We start from the raw sequence: 25,325 nt of genomic DNA on the forward strand, positions 1-25,325 counted from the left end.
GTTCCAGAGGGGCAGCGGGGTCAAGCAAAGAGTGGAAGCCGAGCCCGGAAACTGGGCGAAACTACCCTGAATGCCCCGGTGTGGCGGCAGTCTTGCCGTCTTGCTCGGGTGAGCGAGGAACACCCTCGGCAAACTCGGCCAGGACCCAGTCCTTCAGCACGGCCACCGCCGGCCGGTTCTCCGCGCCTTCCGGATAGACGAAGCTGAACTTCAGCCCCTCCATGATCGGGCCGAAGGGCTGCACCAGCACGCCTGAGGCAAGTTCGTCGGCGACCAGCGACAGGCTCAGCAGAGCAACGCCCTGGCCGGCGATGGCGGCCTGGATGGCGCTGCTTTCGTCGTTGAAGCTGATGCCGCTGTCCGGATCGAGATGGTCGATGCTGGCGCGTCGGGCCCAGGAGCGCCAGTTCGGCACATCCACCGTCGAGGCGATCGGGCCCCAGTCGAAATGCAGCAGCGTCGCGCCCGGAAGATCGGCCGGCTCGCGCAGGGAGAGGCGGTGGCTGCAGACCGGCGCGAATCTGTCCGTCAGCAGGGGCAGGGCGGTCATGCCGGCATAATGTCCGAGGCCGTAGCGGATGGCGGCGTCGGCATCGCCGGCATTGAGATCCACCGTGTCGTCGGAGGCGTGCAGGCGCAGGTCCCAGCCCGGATGCAGGTTGCGCAGCCTGCCGACGCGCGGCACCAGCAGCTTGGCGGTGAAGGCGACGGTCGCCGACAGGGTCGCGATGCGCCGGCGCGGACGTTTCCTGACGGTTTCCACAGCCTCGGCCATGCTGTCCAGGGCGGCACGCAGGGCAGGGTAGAGGCTGCGGCCCTCCACGGTCAGTCGGACCTTGCGGGTCTGGCGCTCGAACAGGGAAACGTCGAGATAGGCCTCCAACTGGCGGATCTGGTGGCTGACCGCGGTCGCGGTGACGCCGAGTTCGGCGGCTGCCTTCTTGAAACTCTCCTGCCGTGCGGCGGCCTCGAAGGTGCGTAGGGAGGCGAGAGGCGGCAAGCGGCGCATCATCGGCTCCGATCCGGCCTGGCAGCATGTGGCAGAAGCGCCGTCACTCCCGCGCGCGCCAACGGTCCGGCAGCGCTCGTATCCGGTATCTCCATGCCTGAATAGGATTCATCCATTACTTGAAAACTTCGAATTTGTTGATTTGAAAGTCAATCACTTAATACGAAGAGGAAGGCTCATGCTCCCCATGAGATGAATTCAATTTTGCAAAGGAAAGCCATCATGGCTTGGCTCTATCTGGCCGCAGCGGCGGTCTTCGAAGTGATTTTTGCCTTGAGCATGAAATATGCGGAGGGCTTCACCCGCCCGCTGCCGACGGCAATAACCGTCATTGCGGTGATCGGCGGCGTCGGTTTGCTGACCCTGGCACTGAAAAGCCTGCCGGTCAGCGTTGCCTATCCGATCTGGACGGCGGTCGGTACGCTGGGAACCGTGATCTTCGGTTACATCTTCCTGCGCGAACCGCTCACGGCCATGAAGATCGTCAGCGCAATCGCCATCGTCGCCGGTGTCGCCGGCCTCAAGGCGTCGACGGTGTAATTCCCCATAACGGAGTTGACCGCGACGGCAATCTCAGTCCTTCGGTTCGATCTTCTCCAGAAGGCGATCGAACAGCACCAGGTCGGCCGGCGTCAGCCGGTCGGCCTTCATTCTTATTTCCAGCGTGCCGTTGCCGCGCCGCAGCAAGGCGATGACGGCCGCCGTCTTGGCCAAGGCCCGGTCCTCGATGTCGTAGAGGCCGCGATAGCCCGTCGTGCCGCCCGACGCGATTGGTTCCACCGGCTGGCGGGGGCGTATGCGCGAGCCGGGGGTGAGGCTCTGGATCCGCAGATCGATCATCGCCCCGGTCACGGCGCCGGGGCCGAAGGCGCCAAAACCCGGGCTTGTCAGACTGCGCTCGTCGGACAGGAAGGTCGCCACCGCGTGGGGCGGGCAGGCCGGGGCGGCACAGCGCAAGACGAGCAGGGTCGGTGGCGCGGAAGCCTCCCTGACCCAGACGCTCTGATCGTAGCGCAGGCTGAAACCGCCGGTCTCTACGAGCTCTTCAGCGAAGCAGGTGCTGCCGGCCCCAGCCAGGCACAGGACGGCTGCGACCAGCCGGATCGGCATCAGGCGATGTCGATGCTGTAGTTTTCGATCACCGTGTTGGCGAGGAGCTTTTCGCATGCGGCCTTCAGCGTTTCGCGTGCGGTCTCGGCATCGGCCTGGCCGAGTTCGATGTCGAACACCTTGCCCTGGCGCACGCCATCGACATCCTTGATGCCGAGCGAAGCAAGAGCGCCCTCGATCGCCTTGCCCTGGGGGTCGAGGACGCCATTCTTGAGCGTAACGATCACACGGGCCTTCATTCGACACCTGCCTTCTAACGAGGAAAATCTTCGGCTTGCGCTTAAAGCAGTCCGGCCGATGGTTCAATCATTGCCTTGCCGAGCGGGGCGGGAAAATGTCTCGAATACGCTCAGGAAATGAGGAGGGACGGCCTCGGTCAGCCAGACGCCGTTGTCGCTGCGGTAGAATTGCAGCCCTGACGCCTGCATCGCCCGGGCATCGACACGCAAGATGATCCAGGGGCCGGCGCGGCGCATGGCGACCTTTCGCGCCGTATCGTGGTCGGCAGATAGATGCACGTGCTGGCGCGAGCGTTTTTCGAGACCGGAAGAAAAAATGCCGGCCTGGTTGGACGCTGCGGTGCCATGCCACAATTCGGCCGGCGGCGTGGCGGCGGCCAGGCCGAGATCGACAGCCACGCTGTGGCCCTGATTGGCGCGAATGCGCGTGCCGGCGATGACGAAGCGCTGCTTGTCGCTTTCCCTGACAACCCGTTCGATATCCTGCAGGCCCGCGCCCACTTGTTCGGCCGCGGTCCTGGCAAGATCGTCGATCTCGACCCAACCCTGCGCGTCGAGCACCAGCCCGGCCGTTTCGGGCGCGTGGCGGAGCACGAGGCTCATGAATTTGCTGAGTTTCTTGTCGTCCATGCACGATGTCCGATACCGCAGGTCGTTGTCGTCGCATCCTGCTGAAGGGCGTCATTCCCTTTTCGGCAGGGTGCTTCGGGCGCTACTGTGTCGCCTCGTCGATGAGTTTTCTGGCGATGCGAGGTTCGCCGGCAATGACGACGATGAAGCTGGTCCCGCCCGCCTTGCGCTGACCGACGGCATAGGCATTGATGTGATGGGCTTTCTTGCCACCGGTCATCGCGAGTTGGATCCCCTTCCAGGCGCCGGAACCGAAACTGTCGACGCTCACCGTCGGGGGCGGCATCTTGGTCTTGGGGTCGGATTTGGCCAGCTGAACCGCAAGCCGCTTGGGCTCAAGCAGGGATCGCTCGATTGTGAGGGCGTCAGGGCCGGTCACGGTGAAGCGCTCGATCGCTGCGTCATAGCCACAGCGCATTTTGGTGCACAGCTGCAGCCCATCGACCCGGATATTCTCGCGCGAGACGAAGGCCCGCATCGGCAGCACCACCCAGGAACTGGAATCGGGCAGTGACACGGCCGGGTCGCCCGCCCACATGTCGAACAGGCTGCAGCCGGCCAGGGCGAGGACGCCCACGCCAGCAAAAAGGGCTCGAACGCCGTGACGCGCGAGCCCTGTACGCAATGTTACACTGAACGCGCTCACTGAACCAGCTTAGGCCCCTTGACGACGACATTGTCCATCTCGTTCATGATGCCGAGACGGCGGGCGACTTCGGTATAGGCCTCGACGAGGCCACCCATGTCGCGGCGGAAGCGATCCTTGTCGAGCTTGTCATTCGACTTGATGTCCCACAGGCGGCAGGAGTCCGGCGAGATCTCGTCCGCCAGGACGATGCGCATGATGTCGTTCTCCCACAGCCGGCCGCATTCGATCTTGAAATCGACGAGCCGGATGCCGACGCCCAGGAACAGGCCGGACAGGAAGTCGTTGACGCGGATGGCGAGCGCCATGATGTCGTCGAGTTCGGGCGGGCTGGCCCAGCCGAAAGCGGTGATGTGTTCTTCCGACACCATCGGGTCGTTGAGCGCATCGTTCTTGTAGTAGAACTCGACGATTGAGCGGGGAAGCTGCGTGCCTTCCTCGATGCCCAGGCGCGTGGCGATGGAACCGGCGGCGACGTTGCGGACCACGATCTCGAGCGGAATGATCTCCACTTCGCGGATCAACTGCTCACGCATGTTGAGGCGGCGGATGAAATGGGTGGGCACACCGATATCGTTAAGGTTCTGGAACAGATATTCGGAAATGCGGTTGTTGAGGACGCCCTTACCGTCGATGACCTCGTGCTTCTTGGCATTGAATGCGGTGGCGTCGTCTTTGAAGTGCTGGATCAGCGTGCCGGGCTCGGGACCCTCATAGAGGACCTTCGCCTTGCCTTCGTAAATGCGGCGGCGGCGGTTCATCGGGATGTACCGTGGTTTGAGAAAATCCGTCAAAGGGCCTGGGCTCCTGGAAATGCGATCCGTGGCCGGCGCAATTGGCGATTCGATTTGCGGGAGCAAACCGGAGACGAGGCCAACTTACCCGATCATGCCTCCGCGCACAACTTCGTGCAGGCGGCGCACTCGATCGGAACCAAGCTTCACGAATCAAGCCAAAGCACATTTGCTAGTGCCCGGCATGAGTGTAGTTTCAACACGCCCGGCATCCAGGGGGAGGAGAGGGCGTTACGGCGCATTAATTTGATTTGGGGATTGCGCGCCTATATGCAACAGGCATGGCCGGTCCTTCAAGGAAAACCGGTAGCTGAACAGGATTTAACGGATGACCACCTTCGACAAGCGGGAAGAGGCTTTCGAAAGCAAATTCGCCCATGACGAGGATCTGCGCTTCAAGGCGACCGCTCGCCGGAACAAGCTCCTCGGCCTGTGGGCCGCCGAAAAGCTCGGCCTTTCGGGTGACGACGCCAACGCCTATGCCAAATCAGTTGTGCTGTCGGACTTCGAGGAAGCCGGCGACCATGACGTGGTGCGCAAGGTGCTCAGCGATTTCGCCGAAGCTAATCTGAGCATGAGCGAGCCGCAGGTCCGCCAGATCATGACCGAATTGCTCGGCCGCGCCGTCCAGGAAATCCAAAACGGCGTTTGATGCGCGGCGTTTTGAAAGAGGGCGTTTGAGCGTCCTCACTCAATCCATCTCTCACGATGCCCCGCCCCTGCGGGGCATCGCAGCAATGTGATCGGAAAGACCATGACTGCCCCCACGCTGCGCGCGCGCCTGGCCAGAGGCGAAAAGATCTTTGCAGCCTGGATGGGAGCAGCGTATCCGCGCATGGCCGAGGCGCTCGGTCGCGCCGGCTTCGATGCCGTCATCGTCGACCTGCAGCATGGCGAGGCTTCCTTCGGCGAAGCGCGCGATGCCGTCAGCGCAGCGCATCTGGCCGGCACATCGATGGGTGTGCGGGTCGGCCTGGACGGTTTCGGCGAAGCCGCAAGGCTCTATGACGTCGGCGCGGAGTTCGCCATCCTGCCGATGATCAATTCGGTGGCGGACGCCCGCCGTCTGGTCGACACCCTGAAATACCCACCTGTCGGCGGACGGAGTTGGGGCGGTACCCGGGCCATTTCCCTGTTCGGCGCCGAAACCGAGGCGTATCGCAGTGCTGCGAACGACCAGCTGATCGCGCTGGCGATGATCGAGACGCGGCAGGCGGCCGATGCGCTGGAGGACATCCTCGACGTGCCCGGGCTCGATGGCGTGTTCGTCGGGCCGAGCGACCTGTCGATCAGCCTGAGCAATGGTGCCAGGCTCGATCATCAACTGCCGGAATCGGTGGAAGTGATCAATCGGGTTCTTGCCGCTGCCAAGGCACGCAACAAGCTGACGGCGATCTATTGCGGCAATGGCGAGGCAGCGGCCCGCAATGCCGAGCTCGGCTTCGATATTATGGGCATCGGCTCTGACTGGGCCTTCCTCACCGCCGGAGCCCAGGCCGCCTTGAAGGCTGCGCGCGGCCATGCCGGCCCGGCCGGCCCGAATTATTGAGTCAGGCGCTGTTTCTTCCGGGTGCGCGGACGTCTCGTCCGCTCTTGGAAGCGCGGCGCGTGCGGACAGGAAGGGGCGGACGAGACGTCCGCACACCCGGAAGAAGTCCGCGCTACTGGCTTTCGTGCTTGAGCTTGGAGAGGAAGGAGGCCAGTCTCAGCAGGCCTTCCGGCCAGGGGCCATGCCCTGACTCCACATTGATATGCCCGGCTTCGCCTGCATCGACGAATTCGCTGTTCCAGGCCTCGGCAAAAGCGGTGGCGCGGTTGATCTCGCAATAGGGATCGTTCCGGCTTGCCACCAGCAACGACGGGAAGGGCAGGGCCGTCATCGGGATCGGGTTGAAGTCGAGATCATAGCCAGGCAGCAGATCCGGCTTGTCCCAATCTGAAGGCGCCACCAGCATCGCACCGATGACATGGCCTTTCAGGCGCTCGGCAGCGAAGACGGTGGTGATCACGCCGATCGAATGGGCGATTATGATGGCCGGACGGCTCGAGTCCCGCACCGTCTCGGCAAGTCTGTTCACCCAGGCCTTGCGCTCGGGATGATCCCAGTCGTCCTGTTCGACGCGGCGGGCGGTCGAAAGCTTGGCCTGCCAGCGTGACTGCCAATGGCCTGGGCCGGAATTGCCGAGACCCGGCACGATCAGGATGTCGGCATCGGAAATGCGCACGTCGATGTTTCTCCGGCTCGGTTGGTAGGCACTTCAGCCACAGAGATCGAGCCCATCTCGACTCAAGATCATCGCTCTATTCTAGGGCATCGTACCGAAAAGCGGGCACCGGTTTTCGGTAAAAACGACGCTGCAGGAGCAAGGCGGCGGACCGGAAGGCGGAATGCTCCGGCGCCGCTGCCCGTCCGCAATTCCTCCCAAGCGAGGCTCGGGTCGGGCTCAGGCTTCCGGGCCGAGGACGCGATCGAAGATCGTGTCGACATGCTTGAAGTGATAACCCTCATCGAACATCGCTTCGAGCTGAGCATCCGACAGCTTGGCGGAGACTTCGGGATCGGCCTTGAGGAAGGCAAGGAAATCGCCTTCGCCCCGCCAGACCTTCATGGCGTTGCGCTGGACCAGGCGGTAGGAATCCTCGCGGCTGGCTCCGGCCTGGGTGAGGGCCAGCAGCACGCGCTGCGAATTGTGCAGGCCGCCGAGGCGATCGAGATTGCGACGCATGTTTTCGGGATAGATCAGCAGCTTGTCGATCACGCCGGCCAGGCGAACCAGGGCGAAGTCCAGTGTTACCGTGGCATCGGGGCCGATCATGCGCTCGACCGAGGAGTGGGAGATGTCGCGCTCATGCCAGAGCGCCACGTTTTCCAGCGCCGGCGTCACGGCCGAACGCACGATGCGGGCGAGGCCGGTGAGGTTTTCAGTCAATATGGGGTTGCGCTTGTGCGGCATCGCCGACGAGCCCTTCTGCCCGGCCGAGAAGAACTCCTCGGCCTCCAGCACTTCGGTGCGCTGGAGATGGCGGATCTCGATGGCGAGGCGCTCGATCGAGGAGGCAACCACGCCGAGGGTGGCAAAGAACATCGCGTGGCGGTCGCGCGGGATCACCTGGGTCGAGACCGGCTCCACGGCCAGGCCCATCTTCTCAGCCACATAGGCTTCCACCGCCGGATCGATATTGGCGAAGGTGCCGACAGCGCCGGAGATCGCGCAGGTCGCGATCTCCTTGCGTGCGGCGACGAGGCGCTCGCGGTTGCGCGAGAATTCGGCATAGGCCTGGGCGAGCTTGAGGCCGAAGGTGACCGGCTCGGCATGGATGCCGTGGCTGCGTCCGATGGTCGGCGTATATTTATGCTCGATGGCGCGCTTGCGCAGAGCGGCGAGCACCTCGTCGATATCGGCGATCAGCAGGTCGGCGGCCCGCGACAGCTGCACGGCCAGGCAGGTGTCGAGCACGTCCGATGAGGTCATGCCCTGGTGCAGGAAGCGCGCTTCCGGGCCGATGATCTCGCCCAGATGGGTGAGGAAGGCGATGACATCGTGCTTGACCTCACGCTCAATCTCGTCGATCCGCGCCACGTCGAAGGTGGCATCCCTGGCCTTTTCCCAGACCTTGGCAGCCGCCTCCTTGGGCACGACGCCGAGCTCGGCCAGCTTGTCGGTCGCGTGGGCCTCGATCTCGAACCAGATGCGGAAACGGGACTGCTCCGCCCAGATGGAGACCATTTGCGGGCGGCTATAGCGTGGGATCATGGAAAAAGTCCTTTCGCGCCCCTTTTAGGCGCGGGTGCCGGGAAAGTGAAACGCAAATCTGCGGATGGGAGGCGACGATATCAGAGAGCCGCCGTCGCGGCCTCACGGATGGCGGCAATGTTGGCGGCATAGGCGGCCGGACCGCCCTTGAACACATAGGAGCCGGCGACCAGTGCATTGGCGCCGGCCCGCACCACCAGCGGCGCGGTTTCCGGCGTGATGCCGCCATCGACCTCGATATCAATGTCGCGCTTGCCCACCCGGGCGCGGACGGCGGCGATCTTCGACAGGGTCTCGGGAATGAAGGCCTGGCCGCCGAAGCCGGGATTGACCGTCATCACCAGGATGAGATCGGCGAGGTCGAGCACATAGTCGACCACTTCCGGCGAGGTGCCCGGATTGATCGCCACGCCGGCGCGCTTGCCGAGCTTCCTGATGTGCTGCAGCGAGCGATGGAGATGCGGGCCTGCCTCGGCATGGACGGTGATGGTGTCGCAGCCGGCCTTGGCGAAATCGTCGAGATAGGGATCGGCCGGCGAGATCATCAGATGGGCATCGAGCTTGGTGGTGACGTGCGGCCGCAGGGCAGCGGCGACGCCGGCGCCGATGGTGAGGTTGGGCACGAAATGGCCGTCCATCACATCGTAATGCACCCAATCCGCGCCGGCGTCCTCGATCGCCCGCACTTCCGCGCCGAGTGCGGCAAAATCGGCCGAGAGAATGGAAGGGGCGATGATGATGGGGCGGGACATGGCGGATCCTGGGCTGTGACGGTCGCGGTGAACGGGCAGTACCTGCCAGAGCCGGCCACCCATTGCAATCGTTGAGAGGGGGCCTGAGACAGCAGGCGTCTCGCCTGCTGCCGGAAGCGGCACATTTGCGGGAAAGAAGATGCAGGCGAGACGCCTGCGGTCCCAGGCAATTGACTTCCTCCCGATGTCGGCCCGTCATCGCCCTCTGAAACGATCCCGCCAACTCGGAAGAGCACCGGGGAAAGGCAGGGCAACCGCCTCATAGACGGCGCGGGCACAGGCCCTCGCCAGGGCATGTGCCGCTGCCGTGCCCAGGGTGATCAGATCACCGATCGGTTCGGTCAGCGCCACGCGCCCCGTGGCGGCGGCAAACACGGTGTCGCCATCGAGCGGGGTATGGACCGGGTGGATCGCCCGAGCCAAGCCATCCTGTGCCATCACGGCAAAATGCTTGGCCTGGGCCTTGGTGAGCACGGCATCCGTTGCCACCACGGCGATCGTGGTGTTGCCGGCCTGCATGGCCTTGTGGCGCAATGCCAGCGCATCGTCGGGCCAGGGTGTCGGCAGGCCGAGGCCGCCGAACTCTCCAGCCTGCTCGTAGGGCGTCGCCCAGAAATGAGGGCCGTTGCCGATGGTAACGCTGCCGAGGGCGTTGACGGCGACAAGCGCCCCGACGGTATGAAGCCCGCAGCGCGCCGAGGCAGAGCCGAGCCCACCCTTCAGGCCAGCCGTGGTGGCGCCCAATCCGGCGCCCGCCGATCCCAGCGCGAAGGTCTTGGCGGACGCTTCGGCCGCGGCGAAGCCGAGCTCGCGGTAGGGCGGAAAGCGCCCCCAATTCTTGTCGCCGCCATTGAGAAGGTCGAACAGGATGGCGCCGGGCACGATCGGGACCCTGACGGCGCCGACCTGGAAACCACGACCCTGCTCCGCCAAAAAGGCCCCGATGCCGGCACCGGATTCCAGGCCGAAGGCCGAACCGCCCGACAGGGCGATGGCATCGATCCGCTCGACCGTCCGCTCCAGGGCGAGCAGATCGGTTTCCCGCGTTCCCGGGGCGCCGCCGCGCACGTCGACGGCGGCGACCGCCGGCTCCTCGAACACCACCGCCGTCGCGCCGGAGGCGATCGCGGCGTCTTCGGCATTACCGACCAGCACGCCGGCGACATCCGTGATGAGATTGCGCATGAATCAGCCTCCGCTCGTCGGCAGCTTCGCACCGCCTTGGAAGCGAGACAATCGGGCTGATGGCAGGGCTGCCCTGCGACATCACTTCCGATCACGAGACAGGGAGTTTGACGAAACGGGCTTGGGCAAAAGGCGTGGGCGCGCTAGAGCAGGGGCTTCGCCGCCGGAAGGTGGCGTTGACGCATGAATGCCTGTTCTGGATGGGTCCATGGCCGATATTACCCTGCCTGCCGTGTTCGTGGCCGGCCTGTTCTCCTTCCTCTCGCCCTGCGTGCTGCCGCTGGTGCCGCCCTACCTGACCTTCCTGGCCGGCTCCACCCTGGATGAGATGACAGGGCAGACCATCGACAAGGGTGTCCGCCGTCGTGCGGTGATCTCGGCCCTGTGTTTCGTCGCCGGCCTGGCCACCATCTTCATCTCGCTCGGCGCTGGCGCCTCCTATCTGCTCGTCTTGCGCCGGGCGATGGCCAGTGGCCTCAGCGCCCTGGCCGAAAAGGGCATGCTGCCCGCCTCCTGGGCCAATTCGATCGATCCGTTCTATCTCCTGGCCGGCATCGTCATCATCGCCATGGGTCTGCATTTCCTTGGCGTCTTCCGCATTTCGTTGCTCTATCGCCAGGCTCGCTTGCAGGCCGGCGCCGGCTCCGGCCCCTGGGGCGCCTTCGTGATGGGGCTGGCCTTCGCCTTCGGTTGGACGCCCTGCATCGGGCCTGTCCTGGGCACGGTGATCGCCGTGGCCGGCAAGGACGGCAGTGTCAGCCAGGGGGTCACCCTGCTCGCCATCTATACGCTCGGCCTGGGACTGCCCTTCGTGGTAGCCGCCTTTGCCATGAACCCCTTCATGCGCTTCCTGCGGACCTTCCGGGCCCACCTCGGCACGGTGGAGAAGGCGATGGGCGGGTTGCTGGTGGTCGCCGGCGTTGCCTTCCTGACCGGCGGCATGGCCGATTTCGCCATCTGGCTGCAGAACACCTTTCCGATCCTCAGCAAGCTTGGCTGAAATCCGCGCATCCGGGAACATGTCCGCTCAGGACTGTCCGGGATTGCCGCCAGTCGCCCAGATAATAAAAAACCGCCCCGGTGGAACCGGGGCGGGTGATGCTTCACATCGCGCTGGAGGCAAGGACCTCAGGAGGGGTTCTGCTCCGCGGCGATCTTGCCGTCTGCAGCCTTCTTCCAAGTGTAGATGGCGTAGGCCGGTTGTGCCAGGTCGCCCTTCTTGTCGTAGGAGATCTCGCCGATCACGGTCTGGAACTTCTTGCCCGAATGCATGACCTCGGCGATCTTCTGCGGATCGGCGGACTTGGCCTCTTCGGCCGCCTGCGCCAGCACCTGCACGCCGGCATAGGCCAGCAGGGTGAAGCCGGCCGGATCGGTGCCACCCTCGCGGAAGCGCTTCGCCAGGTCGGCATTCGCCGGGTAATCCTCGATCTTCGGCGCGAAGGTCATGAGCGTGCCGACCACGGCGTCACCGCCGATGGTGGCGAATTCCGGTGAGTTGAGGCCATCGGCGCCCATCATGATGGTCTTGCCGCCCTGGTCGCGCAGCTGCTTGAGGATCAGCGCGCCCTCGGTGTAGTAGCCGCCCCACAGCAGCACATCGGCCCCGCTGGACTTCAGCTTGGTGACGAGACCGGAATAGTCCTTTTCGCCAGCGTTGACGCCTTCATAAAGGACTTCCTTCACGCCGGCATCGTTGAGGTATTTCTTCGCGCCCTTGGCCAGGCCTTCGCCATAGGTCTGCTTGTCGTGCGCGATGGCGATCTTCTTGTCCTTGAAATGAGCCAGGACATAGTCCGCCCACACCTTGGACTGCTGGTCGTCGCGCCCGCAGGTGCGGAAGGTGTTCCACAGTCCGCGATCGGTCAGCTTCTCGCTGGAGGCCGAGGGGGTGACGTTGATGATATTGTTGTCGGCATAGACATCCGAGGCAGCGATGGCACCGCCGGAGGTGACATGGCCGATGACCCAGGTTATGCCATCGCCCACGAATTTGTTGGCGACAGAGACGCTCTGCTTGGGATCGGCCTGGTCGTCGCCGACGCTGATCTCGATCTTCTGGCCGAGCACGCCGCCCTTGGCGTTGATGTCCTTCACCGCCATATCGGCGCCTGCCTTGGCCTGCAGGCCGTAGGAAGCAGCGGGGCCGGTCATCGGGCCACCCACGCCGAGCTTGATCTGCGCCTGCGCGCTGCTGCCCAAGGCGAGGCCCGCTGCGAGTACAGCGCCGGCCAATGAAAGTTTGTTCATGGGGTTCTTCCCTGTTGTACTGGGCGCAGACCGTTCTTTTCTGGACCGGTTCGGCTGTGCCCGATGACGCCATTGTCTAAATTTCCAGCGGCTTGTCACGGAAATTCAGGCGAATTCGCAAAGGGGAGGGCAGCCTCGCCATCTCCCCCTGCGTCATGTCCCATGTCGCGGCCCGATCCGAGCCGCGAATAGGAAGCCTCCAAAGAAATCGCCCCAGCGAACCGGGGCGATTGAGATACTACGAAGAATGAAGGCAGGTCACTTGTTCTGGAAGAAGTCGATCTTGCCGTCGGGACCCTTCTTCCAGGAGAAGATGACGTAGTCGATCTGCTTCATGTCGCCCTTGTCGTCATAGGAAACATCGCCGATCACCGTCTTGAAGGCCTTGCCCGAATGCATCACCTCGGCCATCTTCTGCGGATCCGTCGATTTGGCTTGTTCCGCGGCCTGGGCCAGGACCTGCACGGCCGCATAGGCCTTCAGCGTATAGCCTTCCGGCGTGAAGCCGCTGTCCTTGAACTGCTTGACGATGGCGGCGTTGGACGGATCATCCTCGGCCTTGGGCGCGAAGGACATCTGGGTGCCGATCACGGCATCGCCGCCGATGGTGGCGAATTCAGAGGAGACCAGGCCGTCGCCCGAGACCATCACGGTCTGCATGCCCTGGTCGCGCAACTGCTTGAGGATCAGGGCCGCTTCGGTGTAGAGGCCGCCATAGATCAGCACGTCGGCGCCAACCGCCTTGAGCTTGGTGACGATGGCCGAATAGTCCTTCTCGCCGGTGTTCACACCTTCGAACAGGACTTCCTTCATGCCGTCGGCAGCCATCAGCTTCTTGGCATTTTCGCCCAGGCCCTGGCCATAGGTGGTCTTGTCATGGACGATGGCGACCTTCTTGCCGGGATAGGTGGCCTTGACGTAATCGACCCAGACCTTGGCCTGCTGGTCGTCACGGCCGCAGGTGCGGAACATGCCCCAGAGTTTGCGGTCCGTCACCTTCTCGTTGGTGGCGGCCGGGGTGATGGCCACGATGCCGTTGTCGCCATAGACTTCGGAAGCGGGGATGGTCACGCCGGAGTTGTAGTGTCCCACCACCCAGGTCACGCCGTCGCCGACGAACTTGTTGGCGACCGAGACGCCCTGCTTGGGATCGGACTGATCGTCACCGACCGTCGATTCCAGCTTCTGGCCGAGTACGCCGCCAGCCGCATTGATGTTCTTGATGGCGAGTTCCGCGCCCTGCTTGATCTGGGCTCCAGAGGCCGCACTCGGACCGGTGATCGGTGCGCCGATGCCGATCTTGATCTGCGCGAAGGCGGACGTGCTGAGCAGCAGGCCCGCTGCCAGCGCTGCGCCTGTCAACCAGACTTTTTTCATGTCGTTCTCCCAGTGGATTGGTGGAGCTTGCGGCTCCGGTCTGCGGATAGTCAGGACGTGAACGAGGCCGTCAGCCCAAGTTGCGCGTACAGCTCATCCGATTTCCTTGTTGCTTGTATTCGGTCATTCCGCGCTCGAGCGTGCACTCCAGCCGAGTGCTCCCGATCGCTGGAACATCCAGCCATATTTGCCGACCATCTGCTTGGCGAGCCGGATGCGATAGGACAACAGGCCGATGAGCTGGATAATGATGAGGTCGACCACGAAATAATAGGGCGAGAACATGTTGCCCCCGAACGGCGCCTGATGGAGGAAGCGCACGCCCATGGTCAGCAGCACCAGATAGAAGAACAGGATCGGGTAGCGGCTCCAGGTCGAGGCGCTGGCCTTGCCGGTCATCCAGGCTGCCCAGCCACCCATCAGCAGCGTGACAAGCACGAAGACGAAGGGGCTGTCCTCATAGAGGTAGGTTTCCATCTCAATGACCCCCTTCCAAATAGGCTGCGCGCACTTCGGGCCGGGCGAGCAGTTCCTTGCCGGTGCCGGACATGGTGATCTGGCCGTTGACCATGACATAACCTCGATGCGCAAGGCGCAGTGCATGGAAGGCGTTCTGCTCGACGAGAAAGACGGTCAGCTTCTCCGTCTCGTTGAGCACCCGGACGGCGTCGAAGATCTGCTTGACGATGAGCGGCGCCAAGCCGAGCGAGGGCTCGTCCAGCATCAGCAGGCGCGGCCGGCTCATCAGGGCACGGGCAATTGCCAGCATCTGCTGTTCGCCGCCCGAAAGCGTGCCGCCGCGCTGGCTGGCGCGCTCCTTCAGGCGCGGGAAGAGCGTGTACATGCGCTCGAGGTCTTCGGCGAAATGGGCACTGCCGTCGATCTCGGCTCCCATCTGCAGGTTCTCATAGACCGTCATGCGCTGGAAGATGCGCCGTCCCTCGGGGGACTGGGCGATGCGCAGCCGTGCGATCAGGTGCATCGGCATGTGGGTGATGTCTTGCCCGTCGAAAGAGATCGAGCCGACACGGCACTTGGGCGAACCGAAGACCGTCATCATCAAGGTCGACTTGCCGGCGCCATTGGCGCCGATGATAGTGACGATCTCACCCTGGTTGATGTCGACGTCGACACCTTTGAGAGCGTGGACCTGTCCGTAATAGGTGTGGACGCCGCGCACGGCCAGCAGGGGCGAGGACATGTTCAACTCTCCGTTTCCTCGTCGGTGCCGAGATAGGCGGCGATCACGGCAGGGTCGTTGCGGACCTGCTCGGGCGTGCCGTCCGAGATCTTGGTGCCGTAGTTGAGCACCACCACATGGTCCGAAATCTCCATGACCACGGACATGTCGTGCTCGATCAGGAGAAGAGAGGTATCGTGATCGCTGCGGATCGTGCGCAGCAGCTTGTTGAGATCGAGGCTTTCCCTCGGATTGAGGCCGGCGGCCGGCTCGTCCAGGCAAAGCAGGACCGGCTCCGTGCACATGGCGCGGGCTATCTCCAGGCGGCGCTGGTCGCCATAGGGCAGGCTGCCGGCGGGATCGTCGGCCCGCGCCATCAGGCCGGTCTTGTCGAGCCAGTATTTCGCCTTCTCGATCGCGGCCTTCTCGGCGTGGCTGTAGGTCGGCAGGCCGAGAATGCCGAAGACGGAGAAGCCCGACGCGCGCATCAGGTGGACATGCTGGGCGACCAGCAGGTTCTCCAGCACCGTCATGCCCGCGAAGAGGCGGATGTTCTGGAAGGTTCTGGCGACCTTCGCCTGGCGGGAGACCATGAAGTCGGGCATGCGCTCGAGCAAATAGAGCGTATCCTGGCCATGGCTCAGCTTTTGCTGGGTGGTGGCGGTCAGGGCGTCGAATTCATCCCAGGCCGCCACCGAACCGTGACGCAGGCCGATCCGGCCTTCCGTCGGCTTGTAGAAGCCGGTGATGCAGTTGAACACCGTCGTCTTGCCGGCGCCGTTAGGGCCGATCAGGGCGGTAATGTCGCCCCGGCCGCAATTGAAGGAAACGGCGTTGACGGCGGTGAGGCCTCCGAACCGCATGGTCAGCTTCTCGACCTTGAGGATCGGATCGCCATGCCAATGCTGTTCGGGATGGGCGTGCGAGGCGAGGGCAGGGTCGATCATGTCGTTGTTCCCGGGCGCGCTCATCCGTGACCTTCCTGTACGAGGGCGCCGGAGACGATCTTGCGTTCTTTCAGATAGACGGTGGGGGCACGGTTGGAGATGAGACCGCGCGGCTTCCACAGCATCATCGAGACCATGGCGAGGCCGAAGATCATGGGGCGATACTGGCTCGGATCGAAGTCGGGCCCGAAGATCCACTTCATGAAGGTGAGCTCGCGCAGGATCTCCGAACCGCCGACCAGCAGGATCGCGGCCACGACCACGCCGAGGAGGCTGCCCGAACCGCCGAGCACGACGATGGCGAGCACCATCACCGATTCCTGGAACACGAAGCTCTCGGGATTGATGAAGCCCTGCTTGGCCGCGAAGAAGGCGCCGGCGAGACCGCCGAACAGGGCGCCGCTGGCGAAGGCCGCGAGCTTGGTGGTGGTGGTGTTGATGCCGAGCGAGCGGCAGGCGATCTCGTTCTCGCGCAGGGCTTCCCAGGCGCGACCAACCGGCAGCCTGCGCATGCGGCTGGTGATGTAGGCCGTCATCACCGCGAGGATGAGGATGACATAGTAGAAGAAGATCTTGCCGTGGATCGGCGAGAAGGCGAGGTCGAAGGTCTTGGCAAAACCGTTCGGGCCGGCCGTGAAGGGGATGCCGAAGAAGGTGGGCGGCTTGATCGAGGTGATGCCGTCATTGCCATGGGTGAAGGATTTCCAGTTCACCAGCACGCTGCGAATGATTTCGCCGAAGGCGAGCGTGACGAGGGCTAGGTAGTCGCCCCGCAGGCGCAGCACGGGAAAGCCGAGGATGATGCCCCAGAGCGCGGCGAGGAATCCTGCGATCGGCAGGCATTCCCAGAAGGTCATGCCGTAATAGACCGACAGGAGCGCGTAGGAATAGGCGCCGACTGCGTAGAAGGCGACATAGCCCAGGTCGAGCAGGCCGGCCATGCCGACCACGATGTTCAAGCCCCAGCCCAGCATGATGTAGATCAGGATCTGGATGCCGTAGCTGTCGATCCACTTCAGCGAGCCCTTGTCGCCGAGGGTGCCCAGCATGACGAGGGGGAAGACGATCGCGAGCCCGGCTCCGAACCACATCACCCAGGGCGACATGCCGATCCGCGACATGGTCTGGGCGAATTTGGAGGGGGTCTTGTGTTCGGGGCGCCGGGGGCGCAGCAGCACGTACAGGCGGACCAGCAGGATGATGCCGACGAGGACCGCTGTGGTGATCAGGCCACCGAAGCGTTTGCCGAAGGCGAAATCGGGGTTGAGGAAATTCAGGCGGAAGCTGTTGGTCGCCTGGTCCGAATAGGTCGTCAGCCCCACCACCGGCAGGAACATGCAAGTGGAGACCACGGCCCAGAAGATGAGATCCTTGAACAATTCGGCCGAGGAAATGCGCGCGGTATCGGATTCGGCCATGATCACACCTTCTCCACTTCGGGGCGTCCCAACAGGCCTTGCGGCATGAAGATCAGCGTGATGGCGAGCACCGAGAACACCGCGACGTCGCGATAGGCGGCGACATCACCGTCGAAGGACCCTTCCCACAGTTTTTCGATCAGGCCGATCAGCATGCCGCCCAGCACGGCGCCGGGCAGGGAACCGATGCCGCCGAGCACCGCGGCGGTGAAGGCCTTGACCCCGGGCACGAAGCCGTCGCGGAAGTTCACGGAACCGTAGAGCACCAGGAACATCAGGCCGGCGACGGCGGCCAGGGCCGCACCCATGATGAAGGTGATGGAGATGGTGCGGTCGACGTCGACGCCCAGCAGGGCGGCCATCTTGCGGTCCTGTTCGCAGGCGCGCTGGGCTCGGCCGAGCGAGGTTCGGGAGACGATGTACCAGAAGATCGCCAGCAGCACGGCGGTGGTGACGAAGATCAGGATGGCCTTGAGCGAGAGCGAGGCATCCATGGCACGCCCGTCGGAGGTGACCTCCGACCAGATCTGGTATTTGGCGCTGAGGGCGGCGTCCACGGCGTGGGGGATCGCCTTGGACTCGGCGCCCTGGCTGACCTGCACGAAATTCGACAGGGCCATGGAGACGCCGATGGCGGAGATCAGGGGAGCGAGGCGGAAGGATCCACGCAGCGGGCGGTAGGCGATGCGCTCGATGGCCCAGTTCCAGACACTGGTGAGGACCATGCCGATTGCCATCACCACCAGCAAGGCCACGATGACCGATGAAAGGCCGAGCAAGGTGACCAGGATCACGAAACAGATGAAGGCGATGATCGCTGAGAGCATGAACAGATCGCCATGAGCGAAGTTCACCATGCCGATGATGCCGAACACCATCGTGTAACCTACGGCGATGAGACCATATAGCGATCCTACCGCCAGCCCGTTGATGAGCTGCTGTAAAAACTCTGCCATCGTCTACAAACTTTCCCCTCTGTCGACGCCGTCCTTGCTTCTCCTGGTCTCCCTTGGGCGGGATTTTTGCCTAAGAGACAGGCAGTCATTCGACGATTTCCTGTCATAGCAAGCGCTTTGCAAACTGACAATCACCGCGGTGGTCTTGAAGGCGAAGTTTCTGGAAATCACGAAATATTTATGCAGCCCGACGAATTTTTTAGCGTCGGCTGGCGCCGGAAGCGTCAATTTTGACCTAGTAACGCCGAAAAAACGATTTAGCGGCTGAATGGCTCCAGTCGTGCAAACGTGTAACGGCTGTTAGATTTCGTCTAGATCCACATAAAAATTTCGATCGCCATACTATCCTTCATCAGGGGAAAGAATGTTGCTGAATAATTGCGCACATGCTCCATAGATGAATGCGTCGGCGTCAAGCCGAGCAACAAAATGTCAGGTCGGGAGTTGTCGCAATTGCGCGAGCGCCTCCTTTGTGTCCACGTCGAAGCTTGTGGCGCTCGAAGAGACGGGAATCTCGACCACCGCATCGCTGTTCGCCTTGAGAATCTGCCGGCCTCCGGCGTCGCCTTCGATGGCCTGCAATTCATCGAAGAATCGGCGTGCCCAGATCACCGGGTTGCCGCGCTGCCTCTCGGTGACGGGGAGCACGATGAGGGCGCCTTTGTCCGGCTCGAAGGCGGATATCAGCCGGTCGAGCAGGGCGGCATCCACCAGCGGCATGTCGCCAAGCGCGATCAGGGCAGCGTCGCTTTCGGCGGGGAGGGCCGCGATGCCGGCGCGCACGGAGGTGGAGAGGCCCTCGGCGAAGTTCGGATTGTGCACGAAGGAGACGGCCAGCCCCGCCAGGGCGGCCCGAACTTCGGCCTGCTGGTGACCGGTGACCACCGTGACGGAGCTTGCCTTGCTGGCAAGCGCCGCTTCCACGGCATGACGGACGAGCGGCTTGCCGGCATAGTCCTCCAGCAGCTTGTTCGCTCCTTCCATGCGTGTGGAGCGGCCCGCAGCCAGGACGATGGCTGCGACGCAAGGAGGGCTCTCGCCCGTCTTCGCGGCCGCTGCGCGCGGCTGGGGACGGCTGACGATCTCCATCAGCAGGCCGCCGACGCCAAGGCCGACGATATCGGCGCGCGTGACCGGCAGGCCGGCCAGCAGGCGGTGCAGGATCCAGTCGAAGCCGTTCTCCTTGGGCGAGCGTGCGCAGCCAGGCGCCCCCAGCACCGACATCGCGCCGGAGCGCCCCAGCAGCAGGAGATTGCCGGGATCGACCGGCATGCCGAAATGCTCGACCGCACCACCCGATATTTCGATGGCCGCGGGAATGACGTCGCGCCGGTCGGCAATGGCCGAAGCGCCGAAGATGATGGTGAGATCGGCCTGTGCCGACTTGGCCCGGTCGAGCGCGAGCGCCAGCTCGCGCGCCTGGTGCGGAACCCTTTCATCGAGGACGAGCTTGGCCGCGGCCGGCGCCAGGCGCTCCTTTAGGACCTGAAGGGTACGGGCAATCACGCTTTCCTTGAGACCGGGAAGCACGGTGGAGATCGCAGCCACCTTGAGAGGGCGGAAGGGGGCGATCCGGATGATCGGGGCGCCCAGGCCGGCGAGGGCACGCTCGAAGGTCGGAGCCTCGACCGCGAAGGGGATGATCTTGACGGTTGCGATCATTTCGCCGGCCTTGACGGGATCGAAGGCGGGCAGGGTCGCGAAGGTGATGCTCTCGTCGATGGCATTCACCCGGTCGACGCCGTCACGGTCGATCACCAGCACGCCGGCCTGTTCGGCGAACAGATTGGCCCGGCCGGTGAACGGTTCGGCCACGCGCACGCCTTCACCCCCCAACCTGGCGGCAATGCGCTCGGCGGCGATATCCTCCCCGACGTCGCCGGGATCGAGCCTGGCGATGACGATGGATTCGACCCTTTCGCGACGCAGCGCTTCGACTTCGGCTGGCCCGATATGCGTGCCCTTCTTGAGGACGAGCCCCCCCTTGCGGATCGAGTGAACGGCAACCCCGCCCAGAGCCTGGTCTATGGAAATCTCGCCGAAAAACATGGAAATACAGTCACTTACAACAGGGTTTTGGCAGAACGGGTGGCCTGGGCTGCTTCTCGCCGCTTTCCAGCCGAAGCGCGGCCGTGATCTCGGCCATGATCGAGACGGCGATCTCGGCCGGGCTGATGGCGCCGATATCGAGGCCGATAGGCGCATGGATACGCGCCAGCGCCGCCTCGTCGACCCCGGCCTCGCTCAATCTTTCGATGCGGCGCGCATGCGTCCTGCGCGAGCCCAGCGCGCCCACATAGAAGCAATTGCGTTCGAGCGCATGCTGCAGGGCTCCGTCATCGATCTTGGGATCGTGGGTCAGTGCAACGAAGGCGGTGTAGCGGTCGATGCCGAGGGGCGGCAAGGCGACATCAGGCCATTCGGCCAGCAATGTCACGCCGGGAAAGCGCTCGGGCGTGGCAAAGGCGGTGCGCGGATCGATGATGACAGGATCCTGGCCGACGAGACGGGCGAGGGGGACCAGGGCCTGGCTGATATGGACGGCTCCAATCATCACCAGGCGTACCGGCGGTACGTGGACGGTGACGAAATGGCGCCTGCCGTCCTGCTCGACCGTGGCGGAGCGCCCCTGCCGCAATTGCTGCGACAGCACGGAGGCGAGCGGATCAGCCGGGATTCCGCTTTCCTCAACCAGGCGTTCCTCGCCTGTGTCAAGATCGGTGACGAGGAGGACGGCCCTGCGGGCGGCCTTGGCCTGGTTGAGGGCCTGGAGGGTGGCAAGTTTCATGAGGGAGCCTGCGGGAAATGTTGCGGAAGACGGCGGCCTTCAGTCCAGTTTCTCGACATACACCCGGATGGTGCCGCCGCAGGACAGGCCGACCCGCCAGGCGGTCTCGTCGGCGACGCCGAATTCAATCAGGCGCGACTTGCCCTCTTGAATGACATCGAGTGCTTCGGTGACCACGGCGCCTTCGACGCAGCCGCCGGAAACGGAACCGAGAAAATTGCCGTCCTCGTCGATCACCAGGTTCGAGCCCGTCGGGCGCGGCGCCGAGCCCCAGGTTTCCACCACGGTGGCGATGGCGACGCCTTTGCCTTGTTCCCGCCACTGCTGGGCGCTGGCAAGGATGTCGGTGTCGGATGCGAAATTGCTGGTGGTATCACTCATCGAAATTGCTCCTTGAAACGGGGGGCGGCATGATCGCCGCGTTTATTCGGAATCTTGGAGTGTCAGCCTCCGGCTGACATCTTGAAAGCCAAGCACTCACCAGCAGATAAGATGTCAGCCGGAGGCTGACACTCCAAAAGCGCCGTTGCCGGTCCTTCTCAGCCAGCGCGTTTTAACCAACTCCTGGGGTCGGCGGCGGCATCGGCCCTGCGGTCGAGGGCTTTGACCAAGTCGCCCATGCTCCTGAGATTGTGAATGGTCCTGAATTCGTCAACATGCGGCAGCATGGCCTTGATGCCGGCCGCACGCGCTTCGAAGGCATCGAAGCGCAACAGGGGATTGAGCCAGATCAGGCGACGGCATGAACGGTGCAGGCGGTCGAGTTCCCCAGCGAGGCCGGGATCGACCTGGCGCTCCAGCCCGTCGGTAATCAGCAGCACCGTGGCGCCCTGGCCGAGGACGCGGCGCGACCAGTCCTTGTTGAAACGCTCCAGGCAATGGGCGATGCGGGTGCCGCCGTCCCAATCCTTGACGGCGCGGGAAGCATGCTCGAGAGCCTCGTCGGGGTCTCGCGTCCGCAGTGAGCGCGTGATGTTGGTCAGCCGGGTGGCGAAGACGAAGGCGTGCACGCGCCGGCCTTTTTCCGAGATTGCGTGCAGGAAATGCAGGAACAGCCGGGAATAATCCGCCATCGAGCCGGATATGTCGCAAAGCGCCACGAGGGGCGGGTGCTTCTCGCCGGCCTGCCGATAGGAGATGGTGACGAGGTCTCCGCCGCTGCGCATGGCGGCCCTCAGCGTCCTCCTGAGGTCGATGACCTCGCTACCCCCAGGCCTGAGGCGGCGTGTCGGCTGAATGTCGAAGGGCAGGCGCAATTGCGCCATTTCCTTCTTGGCCGCGGTGATTTCCTCCGCGGTCATCTGGGCGAAATCGCGCTCCTTGAGGATCTCGCGCTCCGACATGGTCAGGCGCGCGTCGAACTCGACCAGCTTCTTCTCCTCCACCTCGCGCGGCGGCTCCTTGTAGAAGGCGTCGTTGACGCGCTGCGCGCCGGCCTTGGGCTTGGGCGGCTCCTTCATCGCCACCGCCTGGGGGGACATCATGGCGATGAGCTTCTCGGTCAAAGCGCGCTGGCGCCAGAACAGCTCGAAGGCCTGGCGAAACAGCAGCGATTGCTCGTGCCGCGTGACGAAGACGCTATGCAACGTCCAGTAGAAATCCTGCTTGGCGCCGAGGCCCGCCATTTCTACCGCCCGGATGGCATCGAGCACGCTGGAGGGGCCGACCGGCAAGCCGGTGTCCCGCAGCAGACGGCCGAAATAGGCGATATTGTCGGCAAGCCTGCCGATGTCGGGCGGGGCTGCCTCGGGGGACGGGATTTCAGGCATGGGCCGGCGCCCCGGCCTTGACGCTATCGATCAGCCTCTTGGCCTGGCTGCCGGAGAGGCGGGCAATGTCGTCCTGATATTTCAAGAGCACACCGAGCGTGTCGGAGACGAGGGCGGGATCGAGCGCCACGGCATCGAGTTCGGTCAGGGCCGTAGCCCAGTCCAGCATCTCGGCGACACCCGGGGACTTGAACAGATCCTCCCGGCGCAGCGCCTGCACGAAGCCGATCAGCTCGCGCGACAGCTTGGCCGGCACATGTGGCACCTTGCGGCGCAGGATCTCGAGCTCGTTCTCGGCGCTGGGATAGTCCACCCAGTGATAGAGGCAGCGTCGCTTGAGGGCGTCGTGGATCTCGCGGGTGCGATTGGAGGTGATGATGACGATGGGGGGCGCCTCCGCCTTGACCGTGCCGAATTCGGGAATGGTGACCTGGAAATCCGAAAGGACCTCCAGGAGATAGGCCTCGAACGCTTCGTCGGTACGGTCGAGCTCGTCGATCAGCAGGATCGGCGCGCCGCCGGCCTGGGGACGCACCGCTTCCAGGATCGGGCGGGCGATCAGGAAACGTTCGGAGAAGAGATCGGAGCCCAGGCTCGCGCGGTCGACGCTGCCGCCGGCCTCGGCCAGGCGGATCTCGATCATCTGCGCCATGGTGTTCCATTCATACACCGCCGAGGCGATGTCGAGGCCTTCATAGCATTGCAGGCGGATCAGGGGGCGGCCCAGCGTCGCGGAGAGGACTTTGGCGATCTCGGTCTTGCCGACGCCCGCTTCTCCCTCCAGGAAGAGCGGACGGCCCATGCGCAAGGCGAGGAACAACACGGTAGCGAGATCGCGTCCGGCTACGTAATCGGCCTTGGCGAGCAGGGTGGCGGTCTCGTCGATGGAAGCGGGAAGAGAGGCAGGCAAGGCGAACTCCTGAAATCTGCCGGCACTATAGGACGAGTCCCTGCCAAGCGGAATTTCTCGATAGGACCCGCGAATGGGCAATGTCGCAAAACTCTGCAAGTCTTTGAGGTTCTGCAGAGTTGTCCCGATCGGGCCCGATCAGAAAGGGGCGAGACCAGCGTCGACGAAGGCCTGGCGGTAATGGGTGGCCGTGCCCGCATCGAAACAGCAGAACACGACGAGTGACGGGGGCGTCGACAGCAGCGGCAAGGTATCGATAACGGTGGCGACGGCAATCGTGGCCGCTTCGTCCGCTGGGTAGCGGTAGATCCCGGTGGAGATCGCCGGAAAGGCGATCGAGGCGATGGCATTGGCGGCGGCGACTTCGAGGCTGCGCCGATAGCAGGAGGCGAGCTTGCCGGCCTCTCCCAGGGCGCCGCCGTTGAAGACCGGGCCGACGGTGTGGATGACGTGACGGGCCGGCAGGCGATATCCCGCGGTAATCTTGGCATCGCCGACCTTGCAACCGTTCAGCGTGCGGCACTCCGCCACCAGGTCCGGTCCGGAGGCACGATGGATGGCACCGTCCACGCCGCCGCCGCCGAGCAGGGAGGTATTGGCGGCATTGACGATGGCATCCACATCGAGGGTGGTGATGTTGGCGACAAGGACCGTCAAACGGGCCTTGGTCAAATCGGTAGAGAATTCGGCTTCGGGCATGGTTGCTGGAGATGCGGGCATGCGCGCGTTTCCGGTCTTGCGGGAGGCGGGAGCGCAAAGGGAGATTGCGCTCCCGAAGGCCGGTCACTTCGCGGCTGCGACGGCCCGCTTGGTCAGCACGCCGATCAGGTGGGCGCGGTAGTCGGCGCTGGCATGGATGTCGCCATTGAGCCCCTTGGAGGACAGGCTCACCCCGTCGAGCGATTTGGCATGGAAGCGCGACGACAAGGCTTCCTCCGCCTTGGTATGGCGGAACACGCCGTCCGAGCCGGCACCGGTGACGGCGACGCGCACCGAACTTCCCTTCTTGGCCACGAACACGCCGACGAGAGCGTAGCGCGAAGCGGGATTGGGGAATTTCTGATAGGCCGACTTGGCCGGAATGGGGAAGGAGATCTTGGTGATGATCTCGCCTTCCTCCAGCGCGGTGTCGAACAGGCCAGTGAAATATTCGTCGGCCGGGATCTTGCGCTTGTTGGTGATGATGGTGGCGTTGAGGGCGAGGGCCGCCGCCGGATAGTCGGCCGCCGGGTCGTTGTTGGCGAGTGAGCCGCCGATGGTGCCGCGCGAGCGCACCGCCGGATCGCCGATCATGCCGGCCAGAGCCGCCAGCGCCGGGATGGCCTCGCCGACGGTGGCGCTGTCGGCCACTTCGCCATGCGGCGTGGTGGCGCCGATGATGAGGTTGCGGCCCTTCACCTCGATACCGCTGAGGCCCTCGATCTTGGTGAGGTCGATCAGTGTGGTGGGGCTGGCAAGGCGCTGCTTCATGGTCGGCAGCAAGGTGTGCCCGCCGGCGAGCAGTTTGGCGTCCTCCGCCTTGGCGAGGGCGGCGACAGCGCCGCGGACGGAGGTTGGGCGCTGATAGGTGAACGGATACATCTAGGTTCTCCTGATGGAGACGAAGGGGG

The 25,325-nt window shown here is 64.0% G+C and carries 28 protein-coding genes; 4 read left to right on the forward strand and 24 right to left on the reverse strand.

Translation table 11 applies throughout. The annotated features are described in order from the left end of the window. Positions 1-61: 61 nt before the first annotated feature. Positions 62-1,012, reverse strand: a complete 951-nt coding sequence (locus U1R88_RS01005) for a LysR substrate-binding domain-containing protein (protein ID WP_322429598.1) — start codon at positions 1,010-1,012, stop codon at positions 62-64. A gap of 219 nt (positions 1,013-1,231) precedes the next feature. Between U1R88_RS01005 and U1R88_RS01010 the strand changes: the two genes are divergently transcribed. After that, complete coding sequence (locus U1R88_RS01010) at positions 1,232-1,549, forward strand: DMT family transporter (RefSeq protein ID WP_068294971.1); 318 nt, start codon at positions 1,232-1,234, stop codon at positions 1,547-1,549. 33 nt (positions 1,550-1,582) lie between these two features. Here the strand turns inward: U1R88_RS01010 and U1R88_RS01015 are convergent, their stop codons facing one another. From U1R88_RS01015 to purC, 5 genes are all read right to left on the reverse strand, one after another. Beyond that, positions 1,583-2,119: a hypothetical protein gene (locus U1R88_RS01015; RefSeq protein ID WP_322429599.1), complete on the reverse strand. Its 537-nt coding sequence runs from the start codon at positions 2,117-2,119 to the stop codon at positions 1,583-1,585. After that, positions 2,119-2,358, reverse strand: a complete 240-nt coding sequence (purS, locus tag U1R88_RS01020; RefSeq protein ID WP_068294982.1) for a phosphoribosylformylglycinamidine synthase subunit PurS — start codon at positions 2,356-2,358, stop codon at positions 2,119-2,121. The genes U1R88_RS01015 and purS overlap by 1 nt, the downstream gene beginning before the upstream one ends. A gap of 63 nt (positions 2,359-2,421) precedes the next feature. Beyond that, positions 2,422-2,988 (reverse strand): RNA 2'-phosphotransferase, encoded by a 567-nt coding sequence (locus U1R88_RS01025; RefSeq protein WP_322429600.1) that lies wholly within the window; start codon positions 2,986-2,988, stop codon positions 2,422-2,424. An 82-nt stretch (positions 2,989-3,070) separates the two neighbouring features. Further along, positions 3,071-3,565, reverse strand: coding sequence for a hypothetical protein (locus tag U1R88_RS01030; RefSeq protein ID WP_322429601.1), 495 nt, complete (start codon positions 3,563-3,565; stop codon positions 3,071-3,073). Between the two features lie 65 nt (positions 3,566-3,630). Beyond that, positions 3,631-4,395 carry a phosphoribosylaminoimidazolesuccinocarboxamide synthase gene (gene purC / locus U1R88_RS01035; RefSeq protein WP_068294993.1) on the reverse strand — a complete coding sequence of 255 codons (765 nt, stop codon included), beginning with the start codon at positions 4,393-4,395 and terminating at the stop codon, positions 3,631-3,633. Positions 4,396-4,756: 361 nt separating this feature from the next. On the opposite strand from purC, the gene U1R88_RS01040 reads away from it, so the two are divergent. Both U1R88_RS01040 and U1R88_RS01045 read left to right on the forward strand, forming a co-directional pair. Next, complete coding sequence (locus tag U1R88_RS01040; protein WP_322429602.1) at positions 4,757-5,080, forward strand: DUF1476 domain-containing protein; 324 nt, start codon at positions 4,757-4,759, stop codon at positions 5,078-5,080. A gap of 102 nt (positions 5,081-5,182) precedes the next feature. Then, positions 5,183-5,977 carry an HpcH/HpaI aldolase family protein gene (locus U1R88_RS01045; RefSeq protein WP_322429603.1) on the forward strand — a complete coding sequence of 265 codons (795 nt, stop codon included), beginning with the start codon at positions 5,183-5,185 and terminating at the stop codon, positions 5,975-5,977. Between the two features lie 112 nt (positions 5,978-6,089). Here the strand turns inward: U1R88_RS01045 and U1R88_RS01050 are convergent, their stop codons facing one another. The 4 genes from U1R88_RS01050 to U1R88_RS01065 all read right to left on the reverse strand — a co-directional run bounded on the left by U1R88_RS01050 (position 6,090) and on the right by U1R88_RS01065 (position 10,120). Continuing rightward, complete coding sequence (locus U1R88_RS01050) at positions 6,090-6,653, reverse strand: RBBP9/YdeN family alpha/beta hydrolase (protein WP_322429604.1); 564 nt, start codon at positions 6,651-6,653, stop codon at positions 6,090-6,092. Between the two features lie 219 nt (positions 6,654-6,872). After that, positions 6,873-8,183, reverse strand: a complete 1,311-nt coding sequence (gene purB / locus U1R88_RS01055) for an adenylosuccinate lyase (protein WP_322429605.1) — start codon at positions 8,181-8,183, stop codon at positions 6,873-6,875. 80 nt (positions 8,184-8,263) lie between these two features. Then, positions 8,264-8,935, reverse strand: coding sequence for a ribulose-phosphate 3-epimerase (gene rpe / locus U1R88_RS01060; protein ID WP_322429606.1), 672 nt, complete (start codon positions 8,933-8,935; stop codon positions 8,264-8,266). A 195-nt stretch (positions 8,936-9,130) separates the two neighbouring features. Further along, on the reverse strand, positions 9,131-10,120 hold the full coding sequence (locus tag U1R88_RS01065) for a P1 family peptidase (RefSeq protein ID WP_322429607.1): 990 nt from the start codon (positions 10,118-10,120) through the stop codon (positions 9,131-9,133). Between the two features lie 208 nt (positions 10,121-10,328). Here U1R88_RS01065 and U1R88_RS01070 point away from each other — a divergent pair, with 208 nt between their 5' ends. Further along, entirely contained in the window at positions 10,329-11,120 is a 792-nt protein-coding gene (locus U1R88_RS01070) for a cytochrome c biogenesis CcdA family protein (protein ID WP_068299305.1), read from the forward strand. Between the two features lie 128 nt (positions 11,121-11,248). Here U1R88_RS01070 and U1R88_RS01075 read toward each other — a convergent pair whose 3' ends face one another. The 14 genes from U1R88_RS01075 to U1R88_RS01140 form a co-directional block, all read right to left on the reverse strand. Then, positions 11,249-12,370 (reverse strand): branched-chain amino acid ABC transporter substrate-binding protein, encoded by a 1,122-nt coding sequence (locus U1R88_RS01075; protein WP_322429608.1) that lies wholly within the window; start codon positions 12,368-12,370, stop codon positions 11,249-11,251. Between the two features lie 258 nt (positions 12,371-12,628). Then, positions 12,629-13,747 (reverse strand): branched-chain amino acid ABC transporter substrate-binding protein, encoded by a 1,119-nt coding sequence (locus U1R88_RS01080; RefSeq protein WP_322429609.1) that lies wholly within the window; start codon positions 13,745-13,747, stop codon positions 12,629-12,631. A 123-nt stretch (positions 13,748-13,870) separates the two neighbouring features. Then, on the reverse strand, positions 13,871-14,224 hold the full coding sequence (locus U1R88_RS01085; protein ID WP_068299296.1) for a DUF6867 family protein: 354 nt from the start codon (positions 14,222-14,224) through the stop codon (positions 13,871-13,873). Position 14,225: 1 nt separating this feature from the next. Next, positions 14,226-14,948: an ABC transporter ATP-binding protein gene (locus tag U1R88_RS01090; protein WP_068299293.1), complete on the reverse strand. Its 723-nt coding sequence runs from the start codon at positions 14,946-14,948 to the stop codon at positions 14,226-14,228. A 2-nt stretch (positions 14,949-14,950) separates the two neighbouring features. Next, positions 14,951-15,874, reverse strand: a complete 924-nt coding sequence (locus U1R88_RS01095) for an ABC transporter ATP-binding protein (protein ID WP_322430480.1) — start codon at positions 15,872-15,874, stop codon at positions 14,951-14,953. A gap of 20 nt (positions 15,875-15,894) precedes the next feature. After that, complete coding sequence (livM, locus tag U1R88_RS01100) at positions 15,895-17,292, reverse strand: high-affinity branched-chain amino acid ABC transporter permease LivM (protein ID WP_425545370.1); 1,398 nt, start codon at positions 17,290-17,292, stop codon at positions 15,895-15,897. A 2-nt stretch (positions 17,293-17,294) separates the two neighbouring features. Then, positions 17,295-18,248, reverse strand: coding sequence for a branched-chain amino acid ABC transporter permease (locus U1R88_RS01105; protein WP_322429610.1), 954 nt, complete (start codon positions 18,246-18,248; stop codon positions 17,295-17,297). A gap of 432 nt (positions 18,249-18,680) precedes the next feature. Then, on the reverse strand, positions 18,681-20,297 hold the full coding sequence (locus tag U1R88_RS01110; RefSeq protein WP_322429611.1) for a molybdopterin-binding/glycosyltransferase family 2 protein: 1,617 nt from the start codon (positions 20,295-20,297) through the stop codon (positions 18,681-18,683). 10 nt (positions 20,298-20,307) lie between these two features. Next, a complete protein-coding gene (locus tag U1R88_RS01115; RefSeq protein ID WP_322429612.1) occupies positions 20,308-21,036 on the reverse strand; it encodes an XdhC family protein in 729 nt (242 codons plus the stop codon). Positions 21,037-21,075: 39 nt separating this feature from the next. Beyond that, positions 21,076-21,417, reverse strand: a complete 342-nt coding sequence (locus U1R88_RS01120; RefSeq protein ID WP_322429613.1) for an XdhC family protein — start codon at positions 21,415-21,417, stop codon at positions 21,076-21,078. Between the two features lie 158 nt (positions 21,418-21,575). After that, positions 21,576-22,805, reverse strand: a complete 1,230-nt coding sequence (locus U1R88_RS01125; protein WP_322429614.1) for a vWA domain-containing protein — start codon at positions 22,803-22,805, stop codon at positions 21,576-21,578. Beyond that, on the reverse strand, positions 22,798-23,715 hold the full coding sequence (locus U1R88_RS01130; protein ID WP_068299275.1) for an AAA family ATPase: 918 nt from the start codon (positions 23,713-23,715) through the stop codon (positions 22,798-22,800). Before U1R88_RS01130 ends, U1R88_RS01125 begins: the two co-directional genes overlap by 8 nt. A gap of 138 nt (positions 23,716-23,853) precedes the next feature. Continuing rightward, complete coding sequence (locus U1R88_RS01135; protein WP_425545371.1) at positions 23,854-24,435, reverse strand: O-acetyl-ADP-ribose deacetylase; 582 nt, start codon at positions 24,433-24,435, stop codon at positions 23,854-23,856. Between the two features lie 63 nt (positions 24,436-24,498). Next, positions 24,499-25,296, reverse strand: a complete 798-nt coding sequence (locus tag U1R88_RS01140; protein ID WP_322429615.1) for an FAD binding domain-containing protein — start codon at positions 25,294-25,296, stop codon at positions 24,499-24,501. Between the last annotated feature and the right edge of the window lie 29 nt (positions 25,297-25,325).

Source organism: Labrys sedimenti (assembly GCF_034424805.1).
GTDB lineage: Bacteria > Pseudomonadota > Alphaproteobacteria > Rhizobiales > Labraceae > Labrys > Labrys sedimenti.